The organism is Pseudomonas sp. NPDC007930, assembly GCF_042958985.1.
GTDB lineage: Bacteria > Pseudomonadota > Gammaproteobacteria > Pseudomonadales > Pseudomonadaceae > Aquipseudomonas.
In genome coordinates this window covers 1-22221 of the sequence record NZ_JBIBKC010000028.1, presented here as the reverse complement: position 1 = coordinate 22221, position 22221 = coordinate 1, and the positions used below count along the sequence as shown (strand labels likewise).

Here is a 22221-nt window from a genome sequence, read left to right as displayed (position 1 = left end):
TGTGAAGGGCTTGAGGGCCCTTCGCCCGGCACAGCCGGCCTCCCACCAGCCTTGTGTGGCCCTTGATTTCCTAGGCAGCACAGAACCCGTGGGCCGGCTGTGCCGGGCGAGGGGCCATAAAACTGTGAATACGATGCTCAACCTACACACCGTCAGCGCCAACACCCCCGCCGTGAACGAAGCCACCCAGTTCGCCTACCGCGCCTGGCGCGAGCTGTTCGGCAGCCGGGCCAACCCCGAGGCAATGCCCGCGGACCTGGCCCGCTTCGAGGCCACCTATTGCCAGGGCGAGGGCTGTTTTTTGCTGGCCCGGGCGCCCAGCGGCGAGGTGGTGGCGAGCATTGGCTACCGCCGCTACGACCACCGCTTCGCCGCGCTGGACTTCACGCCCTGGCGCACCGCCGAGGTGGTGCGCCTGTTCGTGGCGCCACGCCTGCGCCGCGCCGGCGTGGCCAGCGCGCTGGTCAGCCAATTACTGGCCCAGGCCAAGGCCGCTGGTGTGCAGGCGCTGTACCTGCACACCCATCCGTTCTTGCCTGGGGCGCTGGCCTTCTGGCAGCGCCAGGGCTTCGAGCTGCTGCTAACCGAGGCCGAGCCGGTGTGGCAAACCACCCATATGGCCCGTTACCACTGGTAGGTGGCGCTCGCCTGCACGGTGCGCTGCGAGCCGTACCAGCACCAGTCGCTGGAGTAGCAGCTGGTCACGTACTTCTTGTCGCCCAGGTTGGTGGCGTTGATCGCCAGGCGCAGGTTGTCGGCCGGGGTGTACACGTGGGGGATGTCGTAGTGCACGGCGGCGTCGACCAGGGTGTAGCCCGGCACCTTGAAGGTGTTGGCGTCGTCGTTGGACGAACTCACGTAACGCGTGCCGGCGCCCATGCCGAAGCCCTTCAGCGGGCCTTCGCGGAAGGTGTAATCAGCCCACACCGACGCGGTGTGGCGCGGCACGCCCCACGGGGTGGCGCCTTTGGAGGCGGCACCGCTGGCCACGTTCGACTTGCTGTAGCGGTTATCCAGGTAGGCGTAGGCGGCGACGATGTCGAGGTTGCGGGTCAGCGCCGCCTTGCCCTCGAGTTCGAAGCCGCGTGAGCGCACTTCACCGGCTTGCACACTGCAGCGGCTGCCGTTGCAGAGGTGGGTGGGGTCTGGGTCGAGGGTGGTCACGTTCTGTTTGCGCAGGTCGAACACCGCCGCGGTGATGAAGCTATCGCCGCCCGGCGGCTGGTACTTGATGCCCAGCTCATACTGCTTGCCCTCGGTGGGCATGAACGGCTTGTTGCCGTAGGCGGTGCCCGACTGCGGCTCGAAGGATTCCGCATAGCTGATGTACGGCGCCAGGCCGTTGTCGAACAGGTACACCAGGCCGGCGCGGCCGGTGAAGGCTTCGCTGTCGTAGGCGGTTTTGGTTTTCACCCCGGTGGCCAGGCGCTCGCTGGTGTTGTGGTTGTTGGCCCAGTCGTAGCGGCCGCCCAACAGCAACACCAGGCGGTCCCACTTCATCTGCTCTTGCAGGTACAGGCCTTTTTGCTGCGCCCGCGCGGTGGCATCGGCGCTGTAGGCCGGGGTGGTGACCGGCACGCCATACACCGGGTTGAACACATCCAGGGTTGGCCCCACGCCCGAGCCGGAGAGGGTGTCGGTGCTGGTGTAGAGGTAATCGGCGCCAAACAGCACGGTGTGCTTGATCGGCCCGGTGTCGAACTTGGCCTGCAGCTGGTTATCCAGGTTGTAGGCGTCGATGTTCACGTCGGTGGCGATGGTCGAGCGGCTGAGGGTGCGGTAATCGATGATGTTGCCGCTGCTGTCCTTGGCGAAGCCGTTGCTGTAGAGGCTGCGGTACAGGCCTTCGCTGCGCAGGTAGCGGGCGTTCTGGCGGAAGGTCAGCTGGTCGTTGATCTTGTGCTCGAACAGGTAGCCGATCGAGTAGTTCTCGCGGTCGCTTTTCTCGAAGGCTTTGTCGCCGTCGTAGCGGTCGATGTCGATGTGCCCGAGCGGGTTGTTCTGCACCACCCCCTGAGACGGCAACGAGCCGTACGAGGCGCCTTTCGGGTCTTTCTGGAAGCGCCCGAGCAGGGTCAGCGAGGTCGCCTCGCTGGGGCGCCAGGTGAAGGCCGCGGCCAGCGCCCGGCGCTCGGTTTCGGTGTGTTCCACCTGGCCGTCGGCGCTGTCGTACAGGCCCGACACGCGGTAGGCGTACACACCTTGGTCATCCAGCGGGCCGGAGAGGTCGAAGGTGGTGCGCTTCTTGTTGAAGGTGCCGTATTGCACACCCACTTCGTGGAACGGCTCGCTGGTCGGGCGCTTGCTGACCATGTTCACCACCCCGCTCGGGGTGCCCTGGCCGTACAGCACCGAGGCCGGGCCGCGCAGTACTTCAACGCGGTCGAGGTCGAAGGCATCGAGCTGCGGCGCGGCATCGCGGCTGCTGGCCAGGCGCATGCCGTCGAGGTACAGCGACGGCGAAAACCCGCGCACGGTGAACTGGTCGAGGCGCGAGGCGGTGGCGCCACGGGTTTCCGGGATCACCGCGGCGGTGTAGCGCAGCACCTGGTTCAGCGACTGGGCATCCTGGGCGCGCATCTGGTCCTTGGTGACCACCGAGATCGACTGCGGGGTTTCGATCAGCGGGGTGTCGGTTTTGGTCGCCGACAGGCTACGCGTGGCCACGTAGCCAACGATCGGCTCGTTGACGCTGTCGCTGGCGTAGCTGGAGGTGATGTTGGTCGACTGCAACTGCACGGTGCCGTTGCCTTGCTCCGGGGCGGCCTCTACGCGGTAGCGGCCGGCGGCGATCGGTACGGCCTGCAGGCCGCTGCCGGCGAGCAGGCGGGCGATCGCCTCACTGCTGTTGTAGTCACCGCTGAGGCCGGCGGTGTGCCGGCCGCTGACCAGCGCCGGGTCGAAGGCCAGCGCCAGCCCGGCCTGCTCGGCAAAGCGGTTGAGGGCCTGGCCGAGGTCACCGGCGGCAATTTCAAAGTGGGCACTGGGCGCGGCCTGCGCGGCGGGTACCGCGCAGGCCAGCAGCACGGCCAGCGCCAGGGGGTTGAGGGCATTGAACGGGCGAAGCATGGGCAATCCTTTGGTGTGAGCAAGAAAGGTTTACTCACATGACGCACCACACCGCGGAAGGGACAGTGAATGAGATTGTTTTTTATTAACGTAGCTTGACCGTGACGTACCAGTCGGTCAGCCGCGCCACCTCGATCGGCAGGCTATCGCTGAGGGCCTGTAGCGCGGCGTCGCTGTCGTTGAGCGGGAACACCCCGCTCACGCGCAGCCCGGCGAGGGCTTCCGGGTCGAAGCTGAGCACGCCGTGGCGGTAGCGGCCAAGGCTGGCCAGCACCTCGGCGAGCGGCGCGTTCTGCGCGCTGAGCACGCCGCGGGTCCAGGCGCTAGGGTCCGCCTTGCCGATGGCCTGGGGCGCCTGCAGGCTGCCGTGGTTGAAGCGCGCCCACTGCCCCGCCGCCACCCGCACCGCGGCGCCGCCACTGGGCTGGGCCGCCACGGCAGACTCGAGCACGCTCACGCGGGTGGCGCCATCGGCCTCGCGGCTGACCAAAAAGCGCGTGCCCAGGGCGGTCACGCTGCCTTGGTCGGTGCGCACCACGAACGGCCGCAGTGGGTCTTTGGCGACCACGAACCAGGCTTCGCCGCGCAGCAGTTCGATCACCCGCTGGTGGCCGTTGAAGCGAATGTTCAGCGCGGTGTCGGTGTCGAGTTGCAGCTCGCTGCCGTCGGCGAGGGTCAGCCGGCGGGTCTCCCCCACCGCGCTGCGTTGGTCGGCCAGCCACAGCGCGGGCTCACCACTGCGCCACAGGCCCAGCGCCAACCCGGCCAGCAACAGCAGGCCCACGGCGCCGCGGGCCAGGCCGCCGCGGCGGCCCTTGAAGGCGCGGTTGAGCGCGGCCCGGGCCGGCGCCGCGGGCACTTCGTCAAGCCCGCCCCACAGCGCCTGCATGCGCTGCGCGGCCAGCGCGTGGCGGGGGTCTTGCTCGCACCAGGCCTGGAACGCCGCGCGCTGGCCGGGCGCGGCGGCGTCGTCGCCGAGCAGCGCCAGCCAGCGGGCCGCCTCGGCGACCATCTGTTCGTTCGGTGGCGGCACGCCGCGGTTCATGCGCCCGGGGCGCCGTGCAAGGTGGTGTAGCAGTGCACCAGCACCTTGGCGATGTACTGCTTGACCATGCTCGGCGATACCCCCAGCCGCGCGGCGATGTCGACATACGCCAGGCCGTCGAGGCGGCTGAGCAAAAACGCCTCGCGGGGCTTGGCCGGCAGGCCCTGGAGCATCTGGAACACCCGCTCCAGCGCATCGACCGCCGCGTGGATGGCTTCCGGGCCATGGGCGGCGTGGTCTTCGCTGCGCAGGGCGAGGGCTTCGAGGTAAGCGCTTTCGATGCGCCGGCGGCGCGCGCCGTCGATCAGCAGGCGGTTGGCGGTGGTGGCCAAAAAGGCCCGGGGCTGCTGGATGCTGCCTGGGTCTGCCAGGGCCAGCACACGCAAAAAGGCATCCTGGGCGATGTCGGCGGCGCGCTGCGAGCAGCCGAGTTTTTTCCACAGCCAGCCGTGCAGCCAGCCGTGGTGGTCGCTGTACATCAGCGTGACCGACTGCTGGTGCGCCGTGGCGCCGGGGCGGGCTGTGGGCAAATCGCGCATATGGGAGGGCTTGGCATTAGGGAAGCGTTATCATTTGTATCTGGATGATAACAACCCTTTGCCCCACACGGCCAGCGCTTAGCCGTAAACGCTGACCCGGTTACGGCCGCCCTTCTTCGAGGCATACAGCGCCTGGTCGGCGTGCTCGATCAGCTCTTTGTGGTCGGCCAGCGGCCGCGCCAGGTCGGCCACGCCGAGGCTGATGGTAAAGCGCACTTCCTTGCCATCGTGCTTGACCGTCATCGATTCGATGGTCTGGCGCAGGCGCTCGGCGAGGATCTGCCCGCCGGCTTTGTCGGTGTCGGGCAGCAGCAGGGCAAACTCTTCGCCGCCGTAGCGGCCGCAGATGTCTGAGTCGCGAATCAGCTCGCGCACCACGTTGGCCACGCTCTGGATGACTTTGTCCCCGGTGGGGTGGCCGTAGGTGTCGTTGACCTTCTTGAAGTGGTCGATATCGAACATGATCAACGACGACATGTTGCCGTAGCGCACATGCCGGGCGTACTCGAACTTCAGCGCTTCTTCCCAGTGGCCGCGGTTGTACAGGCCGGTCAGGCGGTCGGTACTGGAGAGCTTTTGCAGCTCCTGGTTGACCTTCAGCAGTTGCCGGCGGTTGGTGGCCACGTCGGTCACGTCGTAGATCACCAGGCACAGGTGCTCGACCTGGTTGTTCGCCGAGCGCAGCGGGAACAGCGTGGTGTTCTGGTACATGAACGCCTCCTGCCCGGTGATCGGCTGGTAGTTGTCGAAGCGCACCAGGTACGGCCGCTGCTCCCAGATGGTGAACGACGGCGTGCCGAGGGTGGCGACGTTCTCTACCCGGGTGCTGAACCAGGCCCGGTCGACCTCGGGGAACAGCTCGAAGAACGAGCGATCATGGGCGTCGAGCGGGGCCACCCCGGAGCGGTTTTCCATGAACGAGTTCCACACCTTCACGTGGTACTGGCGGTCGAGTACCACCACCCCCACGTCGATGCTCTGGGTAATGGCCAGCAACCAGTGCAGCTCGGTCAGTTCAATGGGCTTGGTCATGGCTCAGGTCATCAGGTAGTCGAGCTTGCTGATCAGCCGCTCGACCGAGCGCTCGGTGAACAACAGCAGCAAATCGAAGTGGATGTCGTGGTTTTCCACGCTGTAGCTGATTTCCACGGCGAGGGTTTTCTTCCAGCGTTGCTGGTTGACCCGTATGAGTTCATCGATGCGCGCATGTTCCCCGAGGATCTGCGGGTGGCTCTGGGAGAAGTGCACGTCGATTTGCTCAGCGATGCCCGACAAGCACGCACCGATCAAGATCGATGACAAATCCAGCAGCATCTCCATGTTCGAGTGCTCGCTGTATTCGCGATTCATCAGCCGCGCCATGTCGGCCAGGCTGCTGTCGTGGAAGATCAACAACGCTTCGCCGGCGATGCCGCCACCGATATACCCCTGGCAGATGGCGGTCAGCTCGTGGCCCACCTGGGCATCGGCCAGGGCCATGTGCAACTCGCCCACTTCGAGCACGTTGACGTTGGGCACCGGCAGTTGCACGAACACCCCGAGCACCTTGGCCAGCAAGGCGGCGGCGCGGCCCATGGCCACGTTCACGGTTTCGCGGAAGGCATCATGAAAGCCAATCGCCTGGTTGGCCCCGGGGAACGGCGCCAGCGGTGCCGGGCCGGGCACCAGCAGCCCGCAATGGGTGAGCACGCGGCGCAGCTCGGCGGGCTCGGCGGGTTTTTTCACGAAGGCCATGGCGCCGAGTGACAGCACCCGCCGCACGGCTTCTTCCTGCACGTCGCCAGAGACCACGATCACCCGCGCGCGCAGGCCCTCTTCGCGCATCGCGGCGAGCACCTGGTAGCCGTCCATTTCCGGCATGGTCAGGTCGAGCAGCACCACTTGGCCAAGGCCCTGGCGGATCGCCTCCAGGCCCTGCCGGCCATTGCTGGCCTGGGTGATGGAAACAGACCATTCTTCAGGCAGCGCGCGCAGCAGTTGCTTGCGCGCCATGTTCGAGTCATCACAGATCAGTAGCGGAACAGCGGCCATGCAGAAATTCTCTTGGCGGGTCATCGCGCTGGCTAGCGTCGCACTTTAAACAGAGTTCATAGCACTATGCCAGCTTCGTGGCGCGCTTGGGCATGATGGGCAGCATTTGTTGCAAAAAACGACACACAAGGGTCTTATCGTAGCGGCTGGGCATCGGCGCATGGCCTTGTGAGGCTGGAATCGTAGTTGTATGATGTCCGTCAACACCTCTAATCGTGGTTGAACCCTTGCCCCACTCGACCACTCCCAAGGGGGCGCCTGCCAAGGGCCCTGCTATACCTTCGAACACCCCCCGTTAACAGGACAAGGAGACAACAATGCCTGACGTTCTCGGTCAAAACTTCGTTGCCGGCGCCCGTAGCGGCCAAGGCGAGCCTAAGCTCAAAAGCCTCGATGCCAGCACCGGCGAAGCGCTGCCGTACAGCTTCTACCAGGCAACGAAGGAAGAAGTAGACGCCGCGGCCCGTGCCGCCGAAGCGGCCTTTCCTGAATTCCGTCAATTGAGCACCGCGCGCCGCGCAGAGTTCCTCGACGCCATCGCCGAAGAGCTCGACGCCCTCGGCGATGAGTTCGTCGCGATCGTGTGCCGCGAGACCGCCCTGCCGGCCGCGCGCATCCAGGGCGAGCGTGGCCGCACCAGTGGCCAGATGCGCCTGTTCGCCAACATCCTGCGCCGTGGCGACTTCCTCGGCGCGCGCATCGACCTGCCGCTGCCCGATCGCAAGCCGCTGCCCCGCGTTGACCTGCGCCAGCTGCGCATTGGCGTGGGCCCGGTGGGTGTGTTCGGTGCCAGTAACTTCCCCCTGGCGTTCTCCACCGCCGGTGGTGACACCGCCTCGGCGCTGGCCGCCGGTTGCCCGGTGGTGGTCAAGGCCCACAGCGGCCACATGGCCACCGCAGACCTCGTCGGCTGCGCCATTGAGCGCGCCGCAGTGCGCACCGGCATGCCCAAGGGCGTGTTCAACATGATCTTCGGCAGCGGCGTGGGTGAAGACCTGGTCAAGCACCCAGCCATCAAGGCCGTGGGCTTCACCGGTTCGCTCAACGGCGGTAACGCCCTGTGCAAACTGGCGGCCGAGCGCCCGGAACCGATCCCGGTATTCGCCGAGATGTCGAGCATCAACCCGGTGGTGCTGCTGCCAGGCGCCCTCAAGGCCCGTGGCGAAACCGTCGCCAAGGAACTGGCCGGCTCGGTGTGCATGGGCGCGGGGCAGTTCTGCACCAACCCCGGCATGGTGATCGGCGTGCGCTCGCCTGAGCTGACCGCCTTCGTAGAGCAACTGGGCACCGCGATTGCCGCCCAGGCGCCACAGACCATGCTCAACGCCGGCGGCCTGCGCAGCTACACCAAGGGTGTGGAGCACCTGCACAGCCACCAGGGCATTACCCACCTGGCGGGCCAGGCGCAAGCCGGCAACCAGGCCCAGGCGCAGCTGTTCAAGGCCGACGTGAGCCTGCTGGTCAACGGCGACCCACTGCTGCAGGAAGAAGTGTTCGGCCCCACCACCGTGCTGATCGAAGTCGACGACGACGCCCAGCTCAAGCAAGCGCTGCAGGCCTTGCGCGGCCAATTGACCGCCACCCTGATCGGCGAGCCGGCGGACTTCACCGCCTACGCCTGGCTGGTGCCGGTGCTGGAGCACAAGGTCGGCCGCATTCTGGTCAACGGCTACCCCACTGGCGTGGAAGTCAGCGACGCGATGGTGCACGGCGGCCCGTACCCGGCCACCTCCGACGCCCGTGGCACCTCGGTGGGCACCCTGGCCATCGACCGCTACCTGCGCCCGGTGTGCTACCAGAACTACCCCGACGCCCTGCTGCCCGAAGCCCTGCGCAACGCCAACCCGCTCGGCCTGCGCCGGCTGGTCAACGGCGAGTGGAGCAGCGCGCCGATCGCGTGAGGTTTTAACAGTCCCATCTGCCCTTCTGGCAAACGGCGCGGCTCACCCCGCGCCGTTTTTTTTGCCTGCCAGGGCTGGCGCTGCCACAACTTTGTGTTGGTTATGTGAAAGGGATCCTGAATCTTCTAGTCATATAGATGAATAATCTAAGCCCTCGGTTCAGCCTCGCTCATCTTGGCCGATAAGCCCCGGACTGAACGCAAAACAACGAAGAACTAGGAGCGAAACAATGGGTGCTTGGTTTGGCAACATCAGTGTGCGGGCGAAGCTCGCGCTGGGCTTCGGCGTGGTACTGGCGCTGACCGTGCTACTGGCGGTGGCGGCCTGGGCCAGCCTGGCCAACCTGATCGAGCGCACCCAGCGGGTGAGCCAGGTGGTCGAGGTGCAAAACCAGCTCAACGAACTGCGCGTCAGCCGCCTGAGCTACATGCTCAGCAACGGTGACCCCGCCCTGGGCGAAACCACCCTCAAGCTCTACGACCGCTACCAGCAAACCCTCAACAGCACCCTGGCCGGCTTCACCGCGCCGCAGAACGTGCAGCTGCTGCGCCAGGAGAGCGATACCGCCAAGCAGTACGGCGATGACCTCAAGCAACTGCTGGCCGGCTACCGCGACGCCGCCGCCGCCCGCGACCAGATGACCGCCACCGCCCAGGCGGTGATCAAGCAGGTGGCCCAGGCCCAGGCGGCCACCCAGGGCCTGGCCGAAGACGACCCGCACCGCAGCGGCCTTGAGCAGGTCGCCGCATTCACCAAGGAACAACTGCAACTGGTGCGCTATGAGGTGCGCGGCTACACCAACAACGTTACGCCGAAAACCGAACAGGCCGCCTTCGCGCAAATGGACAAAACCGCCGCGCAGGTGCAAACCCTGGCCACCTCGCTGCCGGGCGAGCAAGCCGAGCTGGCGGCGTTCTCCAGCGCCCTGGGCGGCTACCGGCAATCGGTGGAGCACTTCCGCGAGGTGAGCGGCAGCGTTGAGCAACTGCGCAAGCGCCTGGGCGAGGCCGGCAACGTGATGATCAACGCCAACAGCGAACTGGTGAAGCGCCAGGTGGCGCAGAGCGAGGCCGACAGCGGCCGCTCCCAGGCAATCCTCGCCGTAGCGGCGTGCCTGGCGCTGCTGCTGGGCGTGGTGGCCGCGCTGTGGATCACCCGGCTGATCACCCAACCGCTGCAGCACACCTTGGCGGTGGTCACCCGGATTGCCGCGGGCGACCTCACCCAGCAACTGCACAGCGAGCGCCGCGACGAGATCGGCGCGGTGCAGCGCGCCATCGGCAACATGAACGAAACCCTGCGCCAGTTGATCGGCGGCATCCGCGACAGCGTGACGCAAATCGCCAGCGCCGCCGAAGAGCTGAGCGCGGTCACCGAGCAAACCAGCGCCGGGGTCAACAGCCAGAAGGTCGAAACCGACCAGGTGGCCACCGCCATGCACGAGATGGCCACCACCGTGCAGGAAGTGGCACGCAACGCCGAAGAGGCCTCCACGGCGGCCACCAGCGCCGACCAGCAGGCCCGTGCCGGCGATAAGGTGGTGGGCCAGGCCATCGGCCAGATCGAGCGGCTGGCCGGCGAGGTGCGCCGCTCCAGCGAGGCCATGGAGCAACTGCAGGCCGAGAGCGACAAGATCGGCTCGGTGATGGACGTGATCAAGGCCGTGGCCGAGCAAACCAACCTGCTGGCGCTGAACGCCGCCATCGAGGCCGCCCGCGCCGGTGAGGCCGGGCGCGGCTTTGCGGTGGTGGCCGATGAGGTGCGCGGGCTGGCCCAGCGCACGCAGAAATCCACCGAAGAAATCGAAAAACTCGTCGCCGGCCTGCAAACCGGCACCCAGCACGTGGCCCAGGCCATGGACAGCAGCCGCCAGCTCACCGACAGCAGCGTGGCCCTGACCCGCCAGGCCGGCGACGCGCTGGGCAGCATCACCCGCACGGTGTCGAGCATCCAGGCGATGAACCAGCAGATCGCCGCCGCCGCCGAGCAGCAAAGCTCGGTGGCCGAGGAAATCAGCCGCAGTGTGGTCAGTGTGCGCGAGGTGTCGGAACAAACCGCCGCCGCCAGTGAAGAAACCGCAGCCTCCAGCGTGGAGCTGGCGCGGCTGGGCACCCACCTGCAGGGGTTGGTGAACCACTTCCGGGTATGAGCCGGGCTGGGGTATAGCGAATGTCTTACAAAAGGTTGCGAGAATTCAGACTATCCCCATACCCGCCCACACCCTAATCTACACCTACCCAACGCGGCGCCGGATTGCACCGCGGTGATCAAGGAAGATCGACCATAGGCCTGGGAGGCCACCGGCAGGACGCTGGAATGGTCTGGTACAAAGAACCCGCTTCGGCGGGTTTTTTATTGGGCGCGTTTCAAGCTTTTGGCCTATCGCCCGGCACAGCCGGAGTGCCGGACCACGGCCTCCCACCAGATTTGTGTAAGTACTTGATTTACTGGGCAACACAGAACCCGTGGGAGGCCGGCTGTGCCGGGCGAAGGGCCTTCCAACCTATTCCCCAGCAGAGCGCACGATCAACCCCACCCCACGCCCACGCGGGTCTACCCCGGTCTCGACCTGGCGCGCCTTGACCCGTATCGCCTGCACATTGCCCATCAGCCAGCCCTGGTCCTTGAGGGTGTAGCCCATCGCGGCCAATTCCCGCGCCGTGTCGCCCTCGAGCGGCCGGTAGGCGTCGTAGAAGATCGTGTCCTTGGGCAGCAACTGGTGGTGCACGCGCTGCGCGCCCACGGCCTCCTGCAACGGCATGTGGTAGTCGTAGAGGTCGTTGAGCACCTGGAACACCGTGGTGAAGATCCGCGAGCCGCCCGGGGTGCCGATCACCAGGGTGACCTGGCCGTCGCGGGTGACGATGGTCGGGCTCATCGAGCTGAGCATGCGCTTGCCCGGGGCAATCGCGTTGGCGTCGCCGCCCAGCACGCCGAAGGCATTGGCCACGCCGGGCTTGGCGCTGAAGTCGTCCATTTCATCGTTGAGCAAAAAGCCCGCGCCCTGCACCACCACGCCGCTGCCGAAGTCGAAGTTGAGGGTGAAGGTGTTGCTCACCGCGTTGCCGTCGCGGTCGACGATCGAGAAGTGGGTGGTCTGGTTCGACTCCAACCCCGGGTGCACGTTTTCAGTGGGCGAAATCGCCGTGGGGTTGATCTCCGCGGCGCGGGTGATCAGGTAGGCCGGGGCCATCAGCTTGTTCACCGGCACGTCGCTGAAGTCTGGGTCACCCAGGTAGTTGGCGCGGTCGGCGAACACGCGTTTTTCAATCTCGGCGAGCAGGTGGATGTACTTGGCCGAATTCAGCGGCACGCCTTTGAAATCCGCCCCGCGTACTTCTTTGATGCCCAGCAGTTGCGCCAGGGCAATGCCGCCGGAGCTGGGCAGCGGCGCGGTGTAGATGTTGTTGCCGCGCCAGTCGATGTGCAGCGGTTCACGCCACTGGGCCTTGTAGCTGGCGAGGTCGTCGCGGGTGATCAGGCCCTTGTCGCGCTCCATTTGCGCCACCAGCAGCTCGGCGGTCTTGCCGTGGTAGAACTCCGGCCCGCCCTCTTTGGCGAGGCGCTCGAGGGTGGCGGCCAACTCCGGCTGGCGGAAGGTTTCGCCGGCCTTGAGGCTGGCGAAGTAATCACGGAAGTTGGTCTGGTCTTTGAACAGCGCCAGGGCGTTTTCACGGTACTGGTACTGCTTGGGCGCCGCGGTGAAGCCGTCGCGGGCGTAGCCGATCGCCGGCGCCAGCAGCTCGGCCCAAGGCAACTTGCCAAAGCGCTGGTGGGCCTCCCACAGGCCCATCACGGTGCCGGGCACGCCACTGGCCTTGGCGCCGACCAGGCTCATGTTCGGCACCACCTCGCCCTTGGCGTCGAGGTACATGTCGCGGCTGGCGGCCTTGGGCGCGGTTTCGCGGTAATCGAGAAAGTACGGCTTGCCCTTGACGTACAACGTCATGAAGCCGCCGCCGCCGATGTTGCCCGCTTCGGGGTAGGTCACCGCCAGAGTAAACGCGGTGGCCACGGCGGCGTCTACGGCATTGCCGCCGTTCTTTAAAACCTGCGCGGCGACATCCGCCCCGTAGCGGTCTGGCGAGGCGACCGCGCCGGCATCGAGCAGCGCCGCCCAGGCCGGTGTGCTGGCCACCAGGGCAACGCCTAGGGCCAGCGACTTGATGAAAATGGCTCGCATGGTGGGTTCCTGCGTGTTCAAAACCTAGGTCATTAAGGACGAGGTTTCCGAACTAATCAAATAGTTGGCTGTTGCAGTTGGTGTAATGGTTCAAGTTTGGCCAGGCCCAACGTGCTTTCACCGGCCCTGGCCAGCGGGTTAGGCTGGGCAGCCAAAGCCATGAATCAGGGAGCTTCACGATGGACTACGCAATTGCCGGGCGCTGGGCCGTGGTCTGCGCCGCCAGCCAGGGCCTGGGGCTGGGCTGCGCCAAGGCGCTGGCCGCCGAAGGGGTGAACCTGGTGATCAACGCCCGTACCGTGGCCACCCTGGAGGCCGCCGCCGCTGAACTGCGCAGCGTGGGGGGTGGGCGCATCGAGGTGCGCACCGTGGCCGGCGACATCGCCCTGCCCGAAGTGCGCCAGGCGCTGCTGCAGGCCTGCCCGCAGGTCGACATTCTGGTCAATAACGCTGGCGGCCCACCCCCGGGGGACTTTCGCGACTGGGGCCGGGCGGAGTGGGTCAAGGCCCTGGAGCAGAACATGCTCACCCCCATCGAGCTGATCAAGGCCACGGTAGACGCCATGGCCGCGCGCGGCTTCGGGCGCGTGGTCAACATCACCTCGGCGGCGGTGAAGGCGCCGATCGACACCTTGGGGTTGTCCAACGGCGCGCGCACCGGGCTGACCGGTTTCGTTGCCGGCCTGGCGCGCCAGCCGCGGCTGGCCCAGCACAACGTGACGATCAACAACCTGCTGCCAGGGGCATTCGCCACCGCGCGGCTGCACAAAAACCTCGAAGCCGCCGCCCAGGCCAGCGGCCAGCCGCTCGAGGCGATCGCCGAGCAACGCCGCGGCGGCATCCCCGCCGGGCGCTTTGGCCAGGCCGATGAATTCGGCGCGGCCTGCGCGTTTCTGTGTTCGGCCGCGGCCGGGTACATCACCGGGCAAAACCTGCTGATCGACGGCGGCGCCTTCCCCGGCACTTTTTGATCCAATACTGCCGTGTGTCGGGCGGCGAAGCGAAACGGCCAGGGCTGGGCTATAAAAAAGGGCTGGCCAAAAAAGGATGCCGTGGCGTCCGGTGATGGAGAGGGAATTCGATATGGGTCACCCAAGCGCTACCGCCTACGCGGAACCGTTGCATGCGCACCTGCGCGCGCGCATCCGTAACCTGCACCGCGAACCGCACCGCACGCTGGCCCTGGCCATCGGTGAAATCATGGGCAATATCAAGGAAGGCCGCGTGCAGGGCGTGCTCAGCCAGGAAGAGGCTGTGCAGCTGATCTACGACGTGCGCAATGAGAAAGGCCGGATCATGCGTTAGCGGTTCGGGCCCTATCGCCCGGCCGCGCCGAGCGAAGGGCCCTGCCGCATCACTTACCGCGGGCGCCGGTAGCCATTGACGATGGCCGAGAAGTCCAACCCACCCTCCCCGCGCTGGTTCATCGCCTGGTACAACTGCTGCGCCAGCGCGCCCAGCATCACCGGCTGCTGCGCCTGGCGCGCGGCCTCGGTGGCCAGGCCCAGGTCCTTGAGCATCAACTGCGCGGCAAAGCCGCCGCTGTAGCCGCGCGCCGCCGGGGCGGTGTCGATCACCCCCGGCCAGGGGTTGTAGGTGTCGCTGCTCCAGCAGCGCCCGGTGGAGGTGTTGATGATGCCGGCCAGCACCTGGGTGTCGATCCCCAGGGCATCGCCCAAGGCCATCGCCTCGGCCACGCCGATCATCGAAATCCCCAACAACAGGTTGTTGCAGATTTTAGCGATCTGCCCGGTGCCCACCTCGCCACAGTGCACGATGCTGCGGCCCATCTGCGCCAGCACGGGTTGTAGCTGGGCGAAGGCGGCCTCGGGCGCGCCGACCATAAAGGTCAGGGTGCCCGCCGCGGCGCCGCCGGTGCCGCCAGACACCGGCGCGTCGGCCAGCACCACGCCCTGCTTGGCCGCCTGCGCCGCCACGTCGCGAATGGTGCCGGGGTCGATGGTGCTGCAATCCACCGCCGGCGTGCCGGCGCGCAGCCCGGCGAGCACGCCGTCTTCACCCAGGTACACCGCACGCACATGGCTGGCGGCCGGCAGCATGGTGATCAGCAGCTCGCACTCGGCGGCGGCCTGGCGCGGGCTGGCCGCGACCTGGGCGCCCTCGTCGGCGAATTGCTGCAGCACTGCCGCGTTCACGTCTACCACCAGCAGGCGGTGGCCGGCCTTGATCAGGTTGCGCGCCATGGGCGCGCCCATGTTGCCCAAACCGATGAATGCAATGTTCATGGCCGCCTCCTAGCGCAGGTGAATGGTGGTGTTGACCCCAGCGTTCACGCTGCTGTCGTCGAACCAGCGGGTGGTCACGGTTTTGGTCTGGGTATAGAACTGCACCACCTGCTTGCCGTAGGGCCCCAGGTCGCCCAGCTTGGAGCCTCGCGAGCCGGTGAAGCTAAAGAACGGCACCGGCACCGGGATCGGGATGTTGATGCCCACCTGGCCGATGTCGATCTCGTTCTGGAACTTGCGCGCGGCGGCGCCGCTCTGGGTGAACAGGCCGGTGCCATTGCCGAACGGGTTGGCGTTCACCAGGGCGATGGCTTCGTCGAAGGTGGCCACGCTCAGCACCAGCAGCACCGGGCCGAAGATTTCCTCGCGGTAGATCCGCATGTCGGTGCGCACCCCAGTGAACAGCGTGGGGCCCACGAAGTTGCCCTGCTCATACCCCGGCACCACCACGCCGCGGCCGTCCAGCGCCAGCACCGCGCCCTCCTCGACGCCACTGGCGATCAAGCCCTGCACACGCTCCAGCGCGCGCCGCGACACCACCGGGCCCACGTCGGTACCCGGCTCATGGCCGGCATTGACCTTGAGCTTCTGCGCCAGGGCCTTGAGGTCATCCACCCACTCAGCCGCCTCGCCGACCATCACCACCACCGAGGTGGCCATGCAGCGCTGGCCGGCGGCACCGAAAGCCGCGCCCACCAGGGCATTGAGGGTTTGCTCGCGGTTGGCGTCAGGCAGCACCACAGCGTGGTTCTTGGCCCCCATCATCGCCTGCACGCGCTTGCCGTGCTGGCCGGCGAGGTCATACACATGGGTGCCCACCGCGGTGGAACCCACGAACGACACCGCCTTGATGTGCGGGTGGGTGCACAGCCCGTCGACCACCTCTTTACCGCCATGCACCAGGTTCAGCACCCCCGCTGGGATGCCCGCCTCCAACGCCAGCTCCACCAGCAGCGCGGTGGACATCGGGTCCTGCTCGGACGGCTTGAGCACAAAGGTATTGCCGCACACGATGGCCATCGGGAACATCCACAGCGGGATCATCGCCGGGAAGTTGAACGGGGTGATGCCGGCGCACACGCCGATCGGCTGGCGCAGGGTGTAGGTGTCTACCCCACCGGCCACGTTCTCGAGGTGCTCGCCCATCTGCAGCGAGCCAATCGAGCAGGCGTGCTCGACCACTTCCAGCCCGCGGAAAATATCGCCCTCGGCATCGGCCAGGGTTTTGCCCTGCTCGGCGCACAGTACCTTGGCGATGCGCGGGCTGTGTTCACGGATCAACGCCTGCAGCTTGAGCATGATCCGCATGCGCGCGCCCACCGGCGTGTTGCGCCAACTGGCGAAGGCCTGGTGGGCAGCGTTCACTGCCGCGTCTACCTCTTCGGCAGTGGCGAACGGCACCCGCCCCAGCACCTGCTGGGTGGCCGGGTTGACGATGTCTTGGAAGTGTTCGGTTTTCGAGGCAACCCATTGGCCGTTGATCAACAGCTTCAGGGTGTGGCCCGTTTCAGTGGGCAAGGGTGCATTCATGACGACCTCCGCGTGATTGTTGTTGTGCGCTGGATGGCTATCGCGCCGGCATGGCGCGCACGGCATGGCTAGAGTATAGGTATGCAAAACTCCAATAAAAAAGCGGATAAAAACCGGACCATCATGCAAAAAGACCTCAAGCCCCTCAGCGCCTTGAACTGGGACGACCTCAAGTTCTTTCTCGAAGTAGCCCGCACCCGCAAGGCCAGCAGCGCGTCACGGCGCCTCGGCGTGGACTACACCACGGTGTCGCGGCGCATCAGCTCGCTGGAAACCACCCTCGGCACGCTGCTGTTCGAAAAGTCCCGCACCCAGGGCTTTTTGCTCACCCGCGAAGGCCAACGCCTGCTGGAATACGCCGAGCCGATGGAGAGCATGCTGCACATGGCCTGCGAGCAGGTCAGTGGCTCGGGCCTGGCGTTGTCCGGGCATGTGCGCATCGGCTGCACCGAGGGCTTTGGCAGTTTTTTCGTGACCCCGCTACTCAGCCGCTTCGTTGATGCCTACCCGGCGATTTCGGTAGACATCCTGCCGCTGCCGCACTTCATCAGCCTGTCGCGGCGCGAGGCCGACATCGTCATCGCCCTGGAACGGCCAGAGCACGGGCCCTATGTGTGCTGCAAGCTCACCGACTACCGCCTGCGCCTGTACGCCTCCAGGGATTACCTGCAACGCCATGGGCCGATCGAGCGGGTGGAGCAACTGGCCGACCACCCGTTCGTGAGCTACGTCGATGACCTGGCCTTCAGCCCTGAGCTGCTGTACCTCAGCCATGTGCTGCCGCAGGTGAACGCCGGCCTGCGCAGTACCAGCGTGGTGGCGCAATACGTGGCCGCGCTGCAGGGCCGCAGCCTGGCGATCTTGCCGTGCTTTCTGGCGGCGCAGGATGCGCGGCTGGTGCCACTGTTGCCGCGCGAGATCGACCTTACCCGGCAGTTCTGGATGTACTGCCGCGAGGACCTGCGCAAGCTCAAGCGCATCACCTTGCTGTGGGATTACATCCGTGAGCAGACCGAGCAACAGCGCGACCTGCTGATGGGCGTTAGTTCAGAAATTCCTGAACTAACGATTTGACGGCGCCTATTCAACCCTCGCTGGTGCCGCGCCTACCATCGGCGCACTACAGGGACCGCGGCCCATGAGCCGCGGCCATTGCTGGCTACACCCTTCGCCACTGCCCAGTACCGCCCGCGGCCTTTGCCGCCGTGGCTTGCGCAGCCGAGGCCTGTATGCAGCTAGAGATTTTCCGTTCCCTGTGGGGCTACACCGGCGACCGCGCCAGCGCCCTTGAAGAGGCCCGCGAGGCCGGCTTCGACGGCCTGGAAGCACGCCTACCGTTGGTGGCCAGTGAGCGCGCAGCGTTCAGCCGCCTGCTGGCCAACACCGCCACACCGTACATCTGCACCCTGTTCAGCGCCTACGACGTGCTCCCCGACCAAGCGGCCAGCCCGGCCCAGCACCTGGCCGACCTGGAACTCAAACTGGGCTGGGCAGCGGAGACCGCCCCGCGCTTTTGCAATGTGCTCGCCGGCAATGACCGCTGGCCGATGGCGCAGCAGGTGGAGTTTTTTGGCCAGGCGCTGGAGCTGGCGGCGCGCAGCGGCTTGCCGGTGCTGTTCGAAACCCACCGCGGCCGCTCGCTGTACAGCCCTTGGGTGACCCTGGAGCTGATCCGCCAACTGCCCGCGCTGCGCTTTACCAGCGACATCAGCCACTGGGTGGTGTGCTGCGAGCGCCTGCTCGACGACCCCGCCGATGACCTTTCGGCCTTCGTCGAGCGCGTGGTGCACGTGCAAGCGCGGGTGGGCTATGACCAAGGCCCGCAGGTGCCGCACCCCGGCGCCCCGCAATACGCCCGCGAACTGGCCTGGCACCAGCGCCACTGGGAGGCCGTGTGGGCCAGCCAGCGCCGCCGCGGCCAAGCGGTCACCACCCTTACCCCCGAATTCGGCGCCGACGGCTACCTGCACTGCCTGCCCTTCACCGGCATGCCGGTGGCCGACCTCTGGGGCCTGAACCAATGGATGGCGCGCCACGAGCGCGCTCACTTCGCCGACTTCACCCGCACCGGAGGCGCCCATGCCTAACCCTGCCAATTTTCGCAGCATTCCCGTGGTGAACATCGCCGGGCTGTTCAGCGTGGAACTCGAACACCGCCTGGCGGTGGCCGAACAACTGGGCAAGGCCGCCAGTGAGGTGGGCTTCCTGCACATCACCGGGCACGGCATTGACCCGCAACTGATCGCCAACCTGCGCGGCGCCGCGCAACGCTACTTCGCCCAGCCGCTGGCGGCGAAGATGCAGCACTACATCGGCACCTCGGAAAGCCACAAGGGCTTTGTGCCCGAGGGCGAAGAGGTGTACTCCAAGGGCAAGCCCGACCACAAGGAGGCCTTCGACATCGGCTTCGAAGTGCCGCGCAGCGACCCGCTGTTCATCGCCGGCACGCCGCTGCTCGGGCCCAACGCCTGGCCGCCGGTCGAGGGCTTTCAAGCGGCGGTGCAGGCCTACTACGCAGCGGTGTTCGCCCTCGGCCGCAAGCTGTTCGGCGGCTTTGCCCTGGCGTTGGGGCTGGCGGAAAACTACTTCGACGCGATGGTCACCCGGCCGCCATCGAAGCTGCGCCTGATCCACTACCCGTTCGACGCCGAAGCCGTCGACGCCCCCGGCATCGGCGCGCACACCGACTACGAGTGTTTCACCATCCTGCATGCCGACCAGCCGGGCCTGGAGGTGATGAACGACCAGGGCGAGTGGATCGACGCGCCGCCGGTGCCCGATGCCTTTGTGGTGAACATCGGCGACATGCTCGAGGTGATGACCGCCGGCGCCTTCGTTGCCACCGCCCACCGGGTGCGCAAGGTCGGTGCCGAGCGTTACTCGTTCCCGCTGTTCTACGCCTGCGACTACCACACCCAGATCAAACCGCTGCCTGCCTTCGAACAGCAAGGCCAGGCCTACGAGACGCTCGCCATAGGCGAGCACATGTGGGCCCAGGCGCTGCAAACCTACAGCTACCTGCGGCGCAAGGTAGAGCGCGGGGAGCTGCAACTGCCGGCCAACGCCCGCAAGCCATCGAGCTTCGGCCACCTGAAACGCCAGCCTGACCCCGTTTGACCCTCTAATAGCCATAACCCGGAGCATCACCATGACCCAGCGCCACACCGTGATTCGCCTGAGCCTGCTCGCCGCCGGCCTTCTTTGTTGCCACGCCGGTTTCGCCGCGGTCACCGCCACCCCTGGCGAGCTGAAAGTTGGCATGGAAATCACCTACCCGCCGTTCGAGTCTTACGATGCCGACAAGAACGTGGTCGGCTCCGACCCCGAGCTCAGCCATGCCCTGGCCAAGGCCATGGGCAGCAAGGCCAGCTTTGTCGACACCAAGTTCCCCAACCTGCTCAACGGCCTCAATGCCGGGCACTACGACGCGATCATCTCCGGCATGTACATCACCCCGGAGCGTGAAGCCCAAGCCCTGGCCATCCCCTACGCCAACACCGGCGCGGCGATCATGGTGCCCAAGGGCAGCGAGCTGAGCCCGCAAGCGCCGGAAGACCTGTGCGGGCTGAAAATCGGCCTGGAGCAGGGCACCACCTGGGTGGCCAAGTTCAAGCAGCTGTCTACCGACTACTGCGTGCCGAACAACAAGGGCGCGATCAGCGTGAGTGAGTTCCCCTCAGCGCCAGAGGTGACCCAGGCCTTGCTGTCGAAGAACATCCAGGCCCAGGTGGAAATCGCCGGTGCGGCGCACATGATCGCCCAGCGCACCAACGGCCGCGTGGTGGTCACGTCACAGAAGCTGGTGTACCCGCAAACCTTGGGCATCTACGTGAAAAAGGGCAACGACGCCACTTACCAGGCGTTGCTCAAGGCCCTGGCGCAGAGCAAGGAAAACGGCGAGTACGCCGCGATCTTGAAGAAATACGACCTGGAAGCGTCGAACTGACGCCTGCCCCCGGGCCCCGCACAGGGCCCGGGCTGCCCGAGGTATTGCCTGATGGTCTTTGATTGGCCCTATTTCTTTTCTTTGTTTTCAGTCAGCGACTTCTGGTGGGCCTGCCTGACGGTGGTCGAACTGAGCGCGCTGGCCTGGTTCATCGGCATGGTGCTGGGTTTTGGCCTGGCCTCGGCCAAGCTGTCGGCCCACGCCTGGGTGCGAGTGCCAGCGGCGGTGTACGTGTGGTTCTTTCGCAGTGTGCCACTGCTGGTGCTGGTGGTGTTCGTCTATAACCTGCCGCAGTTGTTTCCGGCCAGCGGCGCGGTGTTATCCAACCCGTTCTATTCGGGGCTGTTCGCACTGGTGGTCACTGAAGCCGCCTACATGGCGGAGATCCACCGCGGCGGCTTGATCTCGGTCGCCAAGGGCCAGCGTGAAGCCGGCCGCGCGCTGGGGATCGGCGGGTTGGGGATGCAACGGCTGATCGTGATCCCCCAGGCGTTTCGCATCTCCTTGCCGACCCTCATCAACGAATACATCACCGTGGTCAAGCTCACCTCGCTGATTTCGGTGATCTCCCTCACTGAACTGCTGACCGTGGGCCAGCGCTTGTACGCGCAGAACTTCCTGGTGATGGAAACCCTGGCCGCGGTGGGGGTGTACTACGTGCTGATCGTCAGCCTGTTTGGCTGGGGGCTGGAACGCCTCGAGCGCGCGCTCGACCTGAGCCTGCGCAAACCCGGCAGCCTGGCGGCCGAGCAAGAGCGCGCCTTGCGTGAGCGGTTACCCGCCGCGGTGGCGCGGGAGCAGCGGTTGAGCGGGCCTGGGGCGGCGCCGGCGTTGCACCTGCGCGGGTTGCATAAGCGCTATGGGGATAACCCGGTGCTGAAGGGGATCGACCTGACGGTCCAGGCGGGTGAGGTGGTGTCGATCATCGGGCCTTCGGGCTCGGGGAAAACCTCATTGATACGCACGCTCAACGGGCTGGAAGCCATCGACCAGGGCGAGATCGTGTTGTTCGGCGAGAGCTTCATCAACGCGGCGGACGCACCGAACAACAGCCGCATCCGCCAGGGGGTTAGGCGCATCGGCATGGTGTTCCAGAGTTTCAACCTGTTCCCCCATCGCACCATCGTCGACAACGTGACCCTGGCGCCGCACTACCACGGCCAAACCAAGGGCGAAGTCCATGCGCGGGCGCTACAACTGCTCGACAAGGTCGGCTTGCTAGCCCATGCCTACAAGTACCCGCATCAGTTATCGGGTGGCCAACAGCAACGGGTGGCGATCGCCCGGGCTATGGCGATGGACCCAGACATCCTGCTGTTCGACGAGCCCACTTCAGCGCTGGACCCAGAGCTGGTGGGGGATGTGCTGAATGTGATCGCGGCACTGGCCAAGGAGGGGATGACGCTGTTGATCGTGACCCACGAAATGGACTTCGCCCTGCAGATCTCAGACCGGGTGATCTTCATGGAGCATGGCAACATTCAGCTCGACGCATCGCCCACGGCCATTCGCCAGGCGCCGGATGCGCAGCGGGTGCGGCGGTTCATGGGGTTGGAGGCGGCGGCCTGAGGGCTGCCGTTTTTTGCCACACAGAAAAGACAAAACCCCGATCGTTTTCACGACCGGGGTTCTGCGCTGTTTAATCTTGACGATGACCTACTCTCACATGGGGAAACCCCACACTACCATCGGCGATGCATCGTTTCACTACTGAGTTCGGGATGGGATCAG

The 22221-nt window shown here is 66.1% G+C and carries 18 protein-coding genes, 1 rRNA gene and 1 pseudogene; 11 read left to right on the top strand and 9 right to left on the bottom strand.

Annotation, left to right across the window (positions count from 1 at the left end; translation table 11 throughout):
- The first annotated feature begins 133 nt into the window (after positions 1 to 133).
- Positions 134 to 637, top strand: coding sequence for a GNAT family N-acetyltransferase (locus ACFZCE_RS26305; RefSeq protein ID WP_390943480.1), 504 nt, complete (start codon positions 134 to 136; stop codon positions 635 to 637).
- Here ACFZCE_RS26305 and ACFZCE_RS26300 read toward each other — a convergent pair.
- The 5 genes from ACFZCE_RS26300 to ACFZCE_RS26280 all read right to left on the bottom strand — a co-directional run bounded on the left by ACFZCE_RS26300 (position 625) and on the right by ACFZCE_RS26280 (position 6684).
- Entirely contained in the window at positions 625 to 3069 is a 2445-nt protein-coding gene (locus ACFZCE_RS26300; RefSeq protein ID WP_390943479.1) for a TonB-dependent siderophore receptor, read from the bottom strand. The genes ACFZCE_RS26305 and ACFZCE_RS26300 overlap by 13 nt on opposite strands.
- A gap of 85 nt (positions 3070 to 3154) precedes the next feature.
- Positions 3155 to 4114, bottom strand: coding sequence for a FecR domain-containing protein (locus ACFZCE_RS26295; RefSeq protein WP_390943478.1), 960 nt, complete (start codon positions 4112 to 4114; stop codon positions 3155 to 3157).
- Entirely contained in the window at positions 4111 to 4653 is a 543-nt protein-coding gene (locus ACFZCE_RS26290; protein WP_390943477.1) for a sigma-70 family RNA polymerase sigma factor, read from the bottom strand. Before ACFZCE_RS26290 ends, ACFZCE_RS26295 begins: the two co-directional genes overlap by 4 nt.
- Positions 4654 to 4731: 78 nt before the next feature.
- Complete coding sequence (locus ACFZCE_RS26285; RefSeq protein ID WP_390943476.1) at positions 4732 to 5685, bottom strand: diguanylate cyclase; 954 nt, start codon at positions 5683 to 5685, stop codon at positions 4732 to 4734.
- A gap of 3 nt (positions 5686 to 5688) precedes the next feature.
- Positions 5689 to 6684 carry a response regulator gene (locus ACFZCE_RS26280; RefSeq protein WP_390943475.1) on the bottom strand — a complete coding sequence of 332 codons (996 nt, stop codon included), beginning with the start codon at positions 6682 to 6684 and terminating at the stop codon, positions 5689 to 5691.
- A gap of 317 nt (positions 6685 to 7001) precedes the next feature.
- Here ACFZCE_RS26280 and ACFZCE_RS26275 point away from each other — a divergent pair, with 317 nt between their 5' ends.
- The 3 genes and pseudogenes from ACFZCE_RS26275 (at position 7002) to ACFZCE_RS26265 (ending at position 10734) form a co-directional block, all read left to right on the top strand.
- Positions 7002 to 8585, top strand: coding sequence for an aldehyde dehydrogenase family protein (locus ACFZCE_RS26275; RefSeq protein ID WP_390943474.1), 1584 nt, complete (start codon positions 7002 to 7004; stop codon positions 8583 to 8585).
- Positions 8586 to 8814: 229 nt separating this feature from the next.
- Positions 8815 to 9828, top strand: a pseudogene (locus ACFZCE_RS26270) (methyl-accepting chemotaxis protein); the annotation flags it as partial.
- A gap of 42 nt (positions 9829 to 9870) precedes the next feature.
- Positions 9871 to 10734, top strand: a complete 864-nt coding sequence (locus ACFZCE_RS26265; RefSeq protein WP_390943493.1) for a methyl-accepting chemotaxis protein — start codon at positions 9871 to 9873, stop codon at positions 10732 to 10734.
- Positions 10735 to 11088: 354 nt separating this feature from the next.
- Here the strand turns inward: ACFZCE_RS26265 and ggt are convergent, their stop codons facing one another.
- Positions 11089 to 12768 carry a gamma-glutamyltransferase gene (gene ggt / locus ACFZCE_RS26260; protein ID WP_390943473.1) on the bottom strand — a complete coding sequence of 560 codons (1680 nt, stop codon included), beginning with the start codon at positions 12766 to 12768 and terminating at the stop codon, positions 11089 to 11091.
- Between the two features lie 179 nt (positions 12769 to 12947).
- Here ggt and ACFZCE_RS26255 point away from each other — a divergent pair, with 179 nt between their 5' ends.
- Together ACFZCE_RS26255 and ACFZCE_RS26250 are read left to right on the top strand one after the other, a co-directional pair.
- Positions 12948 to 13739 (top strand): SDR family oxidoreductase, encoded by a 792-nt coding sequence (locus ACFZCE_RS26255; RefSeq protein ID WP_390943472.1) that lies wholly within the window; start codon positions 12948 to 12950, stop codon positions 13737 to 13739.
- 112 nt (positions 13740 to 13851) lie between these two features.
- Positions 13852 to 14073: a hypothetical protein gene (locus tag ACFZCE_RS26250; protein WP_390943471.1), complete on the top strand. Its 222-nt coding sequence runs from the start codon at positions 13852 to 13854 to the stop codon at positions 14071 to 14073.
- A gap of 53 nt (positions 14074 to 14126) precedes the next feature.
- On the opposite strand, the gene mmsB is transcribed toward ACFZCE_RS26250, so the two are convergent.
- Both mmsB and ACFZCE_RS26240 read right to left on the bottom strand, forming a co-directional pair.
- Positions 14127 to 15014 (bottom strand): 3-hydroxyisobutyrate dehydrogenase, encoded by an 888-nt coding sequence (gene mmsB / locus ACFZCE_RS26245; protein WP_390943470.1) that lies wholly within the window; start codon positions 15012 to 15014, stop codon positions 14127 to 14129.
- Between the two features lie 9 nt (positions 15015 to 15023).
- Positions 15024 to 16544 (bottom strand): CoA-acylating methylmalonate-semialdehyde dehydrogenase, encoded by a 1521-nt coding sequence (locus ACFZCE_RS26240; RefSeq protein WP_390943469.1) that lies wholly within the window; start codon positions 16542 to 16544, stop codon positions 15024 to 15026.
- A 123-nt stretch (positions 16545 to 16667) separates the two neighbouring features.
- Between ACFZCE_RS26240 and ACFZCE_RS26235 the strand changes: the two genes are divergently transcribed.
- The 5 genes from ACFZCE_RS26235 to ACFZCE_RS26215 all read left to right on the top strand — a co-directional run bounded on the left by ACFZCE_RS26235 (position 16668) and on the right by ACFZCE_RS26215 (position 22059).
- The gene (locus tag ACFZCE_RS26235; RefSeq protein WP_390943492.1) at positions 16668 to 17618 is read left to right on the top strand and encodes a LysR substrate-binding domain-containing protein; all 951 of its coding nucleotides are present in this window, start codon (positions 16668 to 16670) and stop codon (positions 17616 to 17618) included.
- A 155-nt stretch (positions 17619 to 17773) separates the two neighbouring features.
- Positions 17774 to 18631, top strand: a complete 858-nt coding sequence (locus tag ACFZCE_RS26230; protein WP_390943468.1) for a TIM barrel protein — start codon at positions 17774 to 17776, stop codon at positions 18629 to 18631.
- On the top strand, positions 18624 to 19661 hold the full coding sequence (locus ACFZCE_RS26225) for a 2-oxoglutarate and iron-dependent oxygenase domain-containing protein (RefSeq protein WP_390943467.1): 1038 nt from the start codon (positions 18624 to 18626) through the stop codon (positions 19659 to 19661). The genes ACFZCE_RS26230 and ACFZCE_RS26225 overlap by 8 nt, the downstream gene beginning before the upstream one ends.
- A 31-nt stretch (positions 19662 to 19692) precedes the next feature.
- Positions 19693 to 20490, top strand: a complete 798-nt coding sequence (locus ACFZCE_RS26220) for a transporter substrate-binding domain-containing protein (RefSeq protein WP_390943466.1) — start codon at positions 19693 to 19695, stop codon at positions 20488 to 20490.
- Positions 20491 to 20541: 51 nt separating this feature from the next.
- Positions 20542 to 22059, top strand: a complete 1518-nt coding sequence (locus ACFZCE_RS26215; protein ID WP_390943465.1) for an ABC transporter permease subunit — start codon at positions 20542 to 20544, stop codon at positions 22057 to 22059.
- A 74-nt stretch (positions 22060 to 22133) separates the two neighbouring features.
- Here ACFZCE_RS26215 and rrf read toward each other — a convergent pair.
- Positions 22134 to 22221 (bottom strand): 5S ribosomal RNA (gene rrf, locus ACFZCE_RS26210); the annotation flags it as partial.

What these genes read in the sequence shown, in the direction of transcription:
- ACFZCE_RS26265 (WP_390943493.1), top strand. Translation starts at nt 9,871, where the DNA reads ATGAACGAAACCCTGCGCCAGTTGATCGGCGGCATCCGCGACAGCGTG.
- ACFZCE_RS26305 (WP_390943480.1), top strand. Translation starts at nt 134, where the DNA reads ATGCTCAACCTACACACCGTCAGCGCCAACACCCCCGCCGTGAACGAA.
- ACFZCE_RS26300 (WP_390943479.1), bottom strand. Translation starts at nt 3,069, where the DNA reads ATGCTTCGCCCGTTCAATGCCCTCAACCCCCTGGCGCTGGCCGTGCTG.
- ACFZCE_RS26240 (WP_390943469.1), bottom strand. Translation starts at nt 16,544, where the DNA reads ATGAATGCACCCTTGCCCACTGAAACGGGCCACACCCTGAAGCTGTTG.
- ACFZCE_RS26275 (WP_390943474.1), top strand. Translation starts at nt 7,002, where the DNA reads ATGCCTGACGTTCTCGGTCAAAACTTCGTTGCCGGCGCCCGTAGCGGC.
- ACFZCE_RS26220 (WP_390943466.1), top strand. Translation starts at nt 19,693, where the DNA reads ATGACCCAGCGCCACACCGTGATTCGCCTGAGCCTGCTCGCCGCCGGC.
- ACFZCE_RS26215 (WP_390943465.1), top strand. Translation starts at nt 20,542, where the DNA reads ATGGTCTTTGATTGGCCCTATTTCTTTTCTTTGTTTTCAGTCAGCGAC.
- ACFZCE_RS26295 (WP_390943478.1), bottom strand. Translation starts at nt 4,114, where the DNA reads ATGAACCGCGGCGTGCCGCCACCGAACGAACAGATGGTCGCCGAGGCG.
- mmsB (WP_390943470.1), bottom strand. Translation starts at nt 15,014, where the DNA reads ATGAACATTGCATTCATCGGTTTGGGCAACATGGGCGCGCCCATGGCG.
- ACFZCE_RS26285 (WP_390943476.1), bottom strand. Translation starts at nt 5,685, where the DNA reads ATGACCAAGCCCATTGAACTGACCGAGCTGCACTGGTTGCTGGCCATT.
- ggt (WP_390943473.1), bottom strand. Translation starts at nt 12,768, where the DNA reads ATGCGAGCCATTTTCATCAAGTCGCTGGCCCTAGGCGTTGCCCTGGTG.
- ACFZCE_RS26290 (WP_390943477.1), bottom strand. Translation starts at nt 4,653, where the DNA reads ATGCGCGATTTGCCCACAGCCCGCCCCGGCGCCACGGCGCACCAGCAG.
- ACFZCE_RS26280 (WP_390943475.1), bottom strand. Translation starts at nt 6,684, where the DNA reads ATGGCCGCTGTTCCGCTACTGATCTGTGATGACTCGAACATGGCGCGC.
- ACFZCE_RS26225 (WP_390943467.1), top strand. Translation starts at nt 18,624, where the DNA reads ATGCCTAACCCTGCCAATTTTCGCAGCATTCCCGTGGTGAACATCGCC.
- ACFZCE_RS26255 (WP_390943472.1), top strand. Translation starts at nt 12,948, where the DNA reads ATGGACTACGCAATTGCCGGGCGCTGGGCCGTGGTCTGCGCCGCCAGC.
- ACFZCE_RS26235 (WP_390943492.1), top strand. Translation starts at nt 16,668, where the DNA reads ATGCAAAAAGACCTCAAGCCCCTCAGCGCCTTGAACTGGGACGACCTC.
- ACFZCE_RS26230 (WP_390943468.1), top strand. Translation starts at nt 17,774, where the DNA reads ATGCAGCTAGAGATTTTCCGTTCCCTGTGGGGCTACACCGGCGACCGC.
- ACFZCE_RS26250 (WP_390943471.1), top strand. Translation starts at nt 13,852, where the DNA reads ATGGGTCACCCAAGCGCTACCGCCTACGCGGAACCGTTGCATGCGCAC.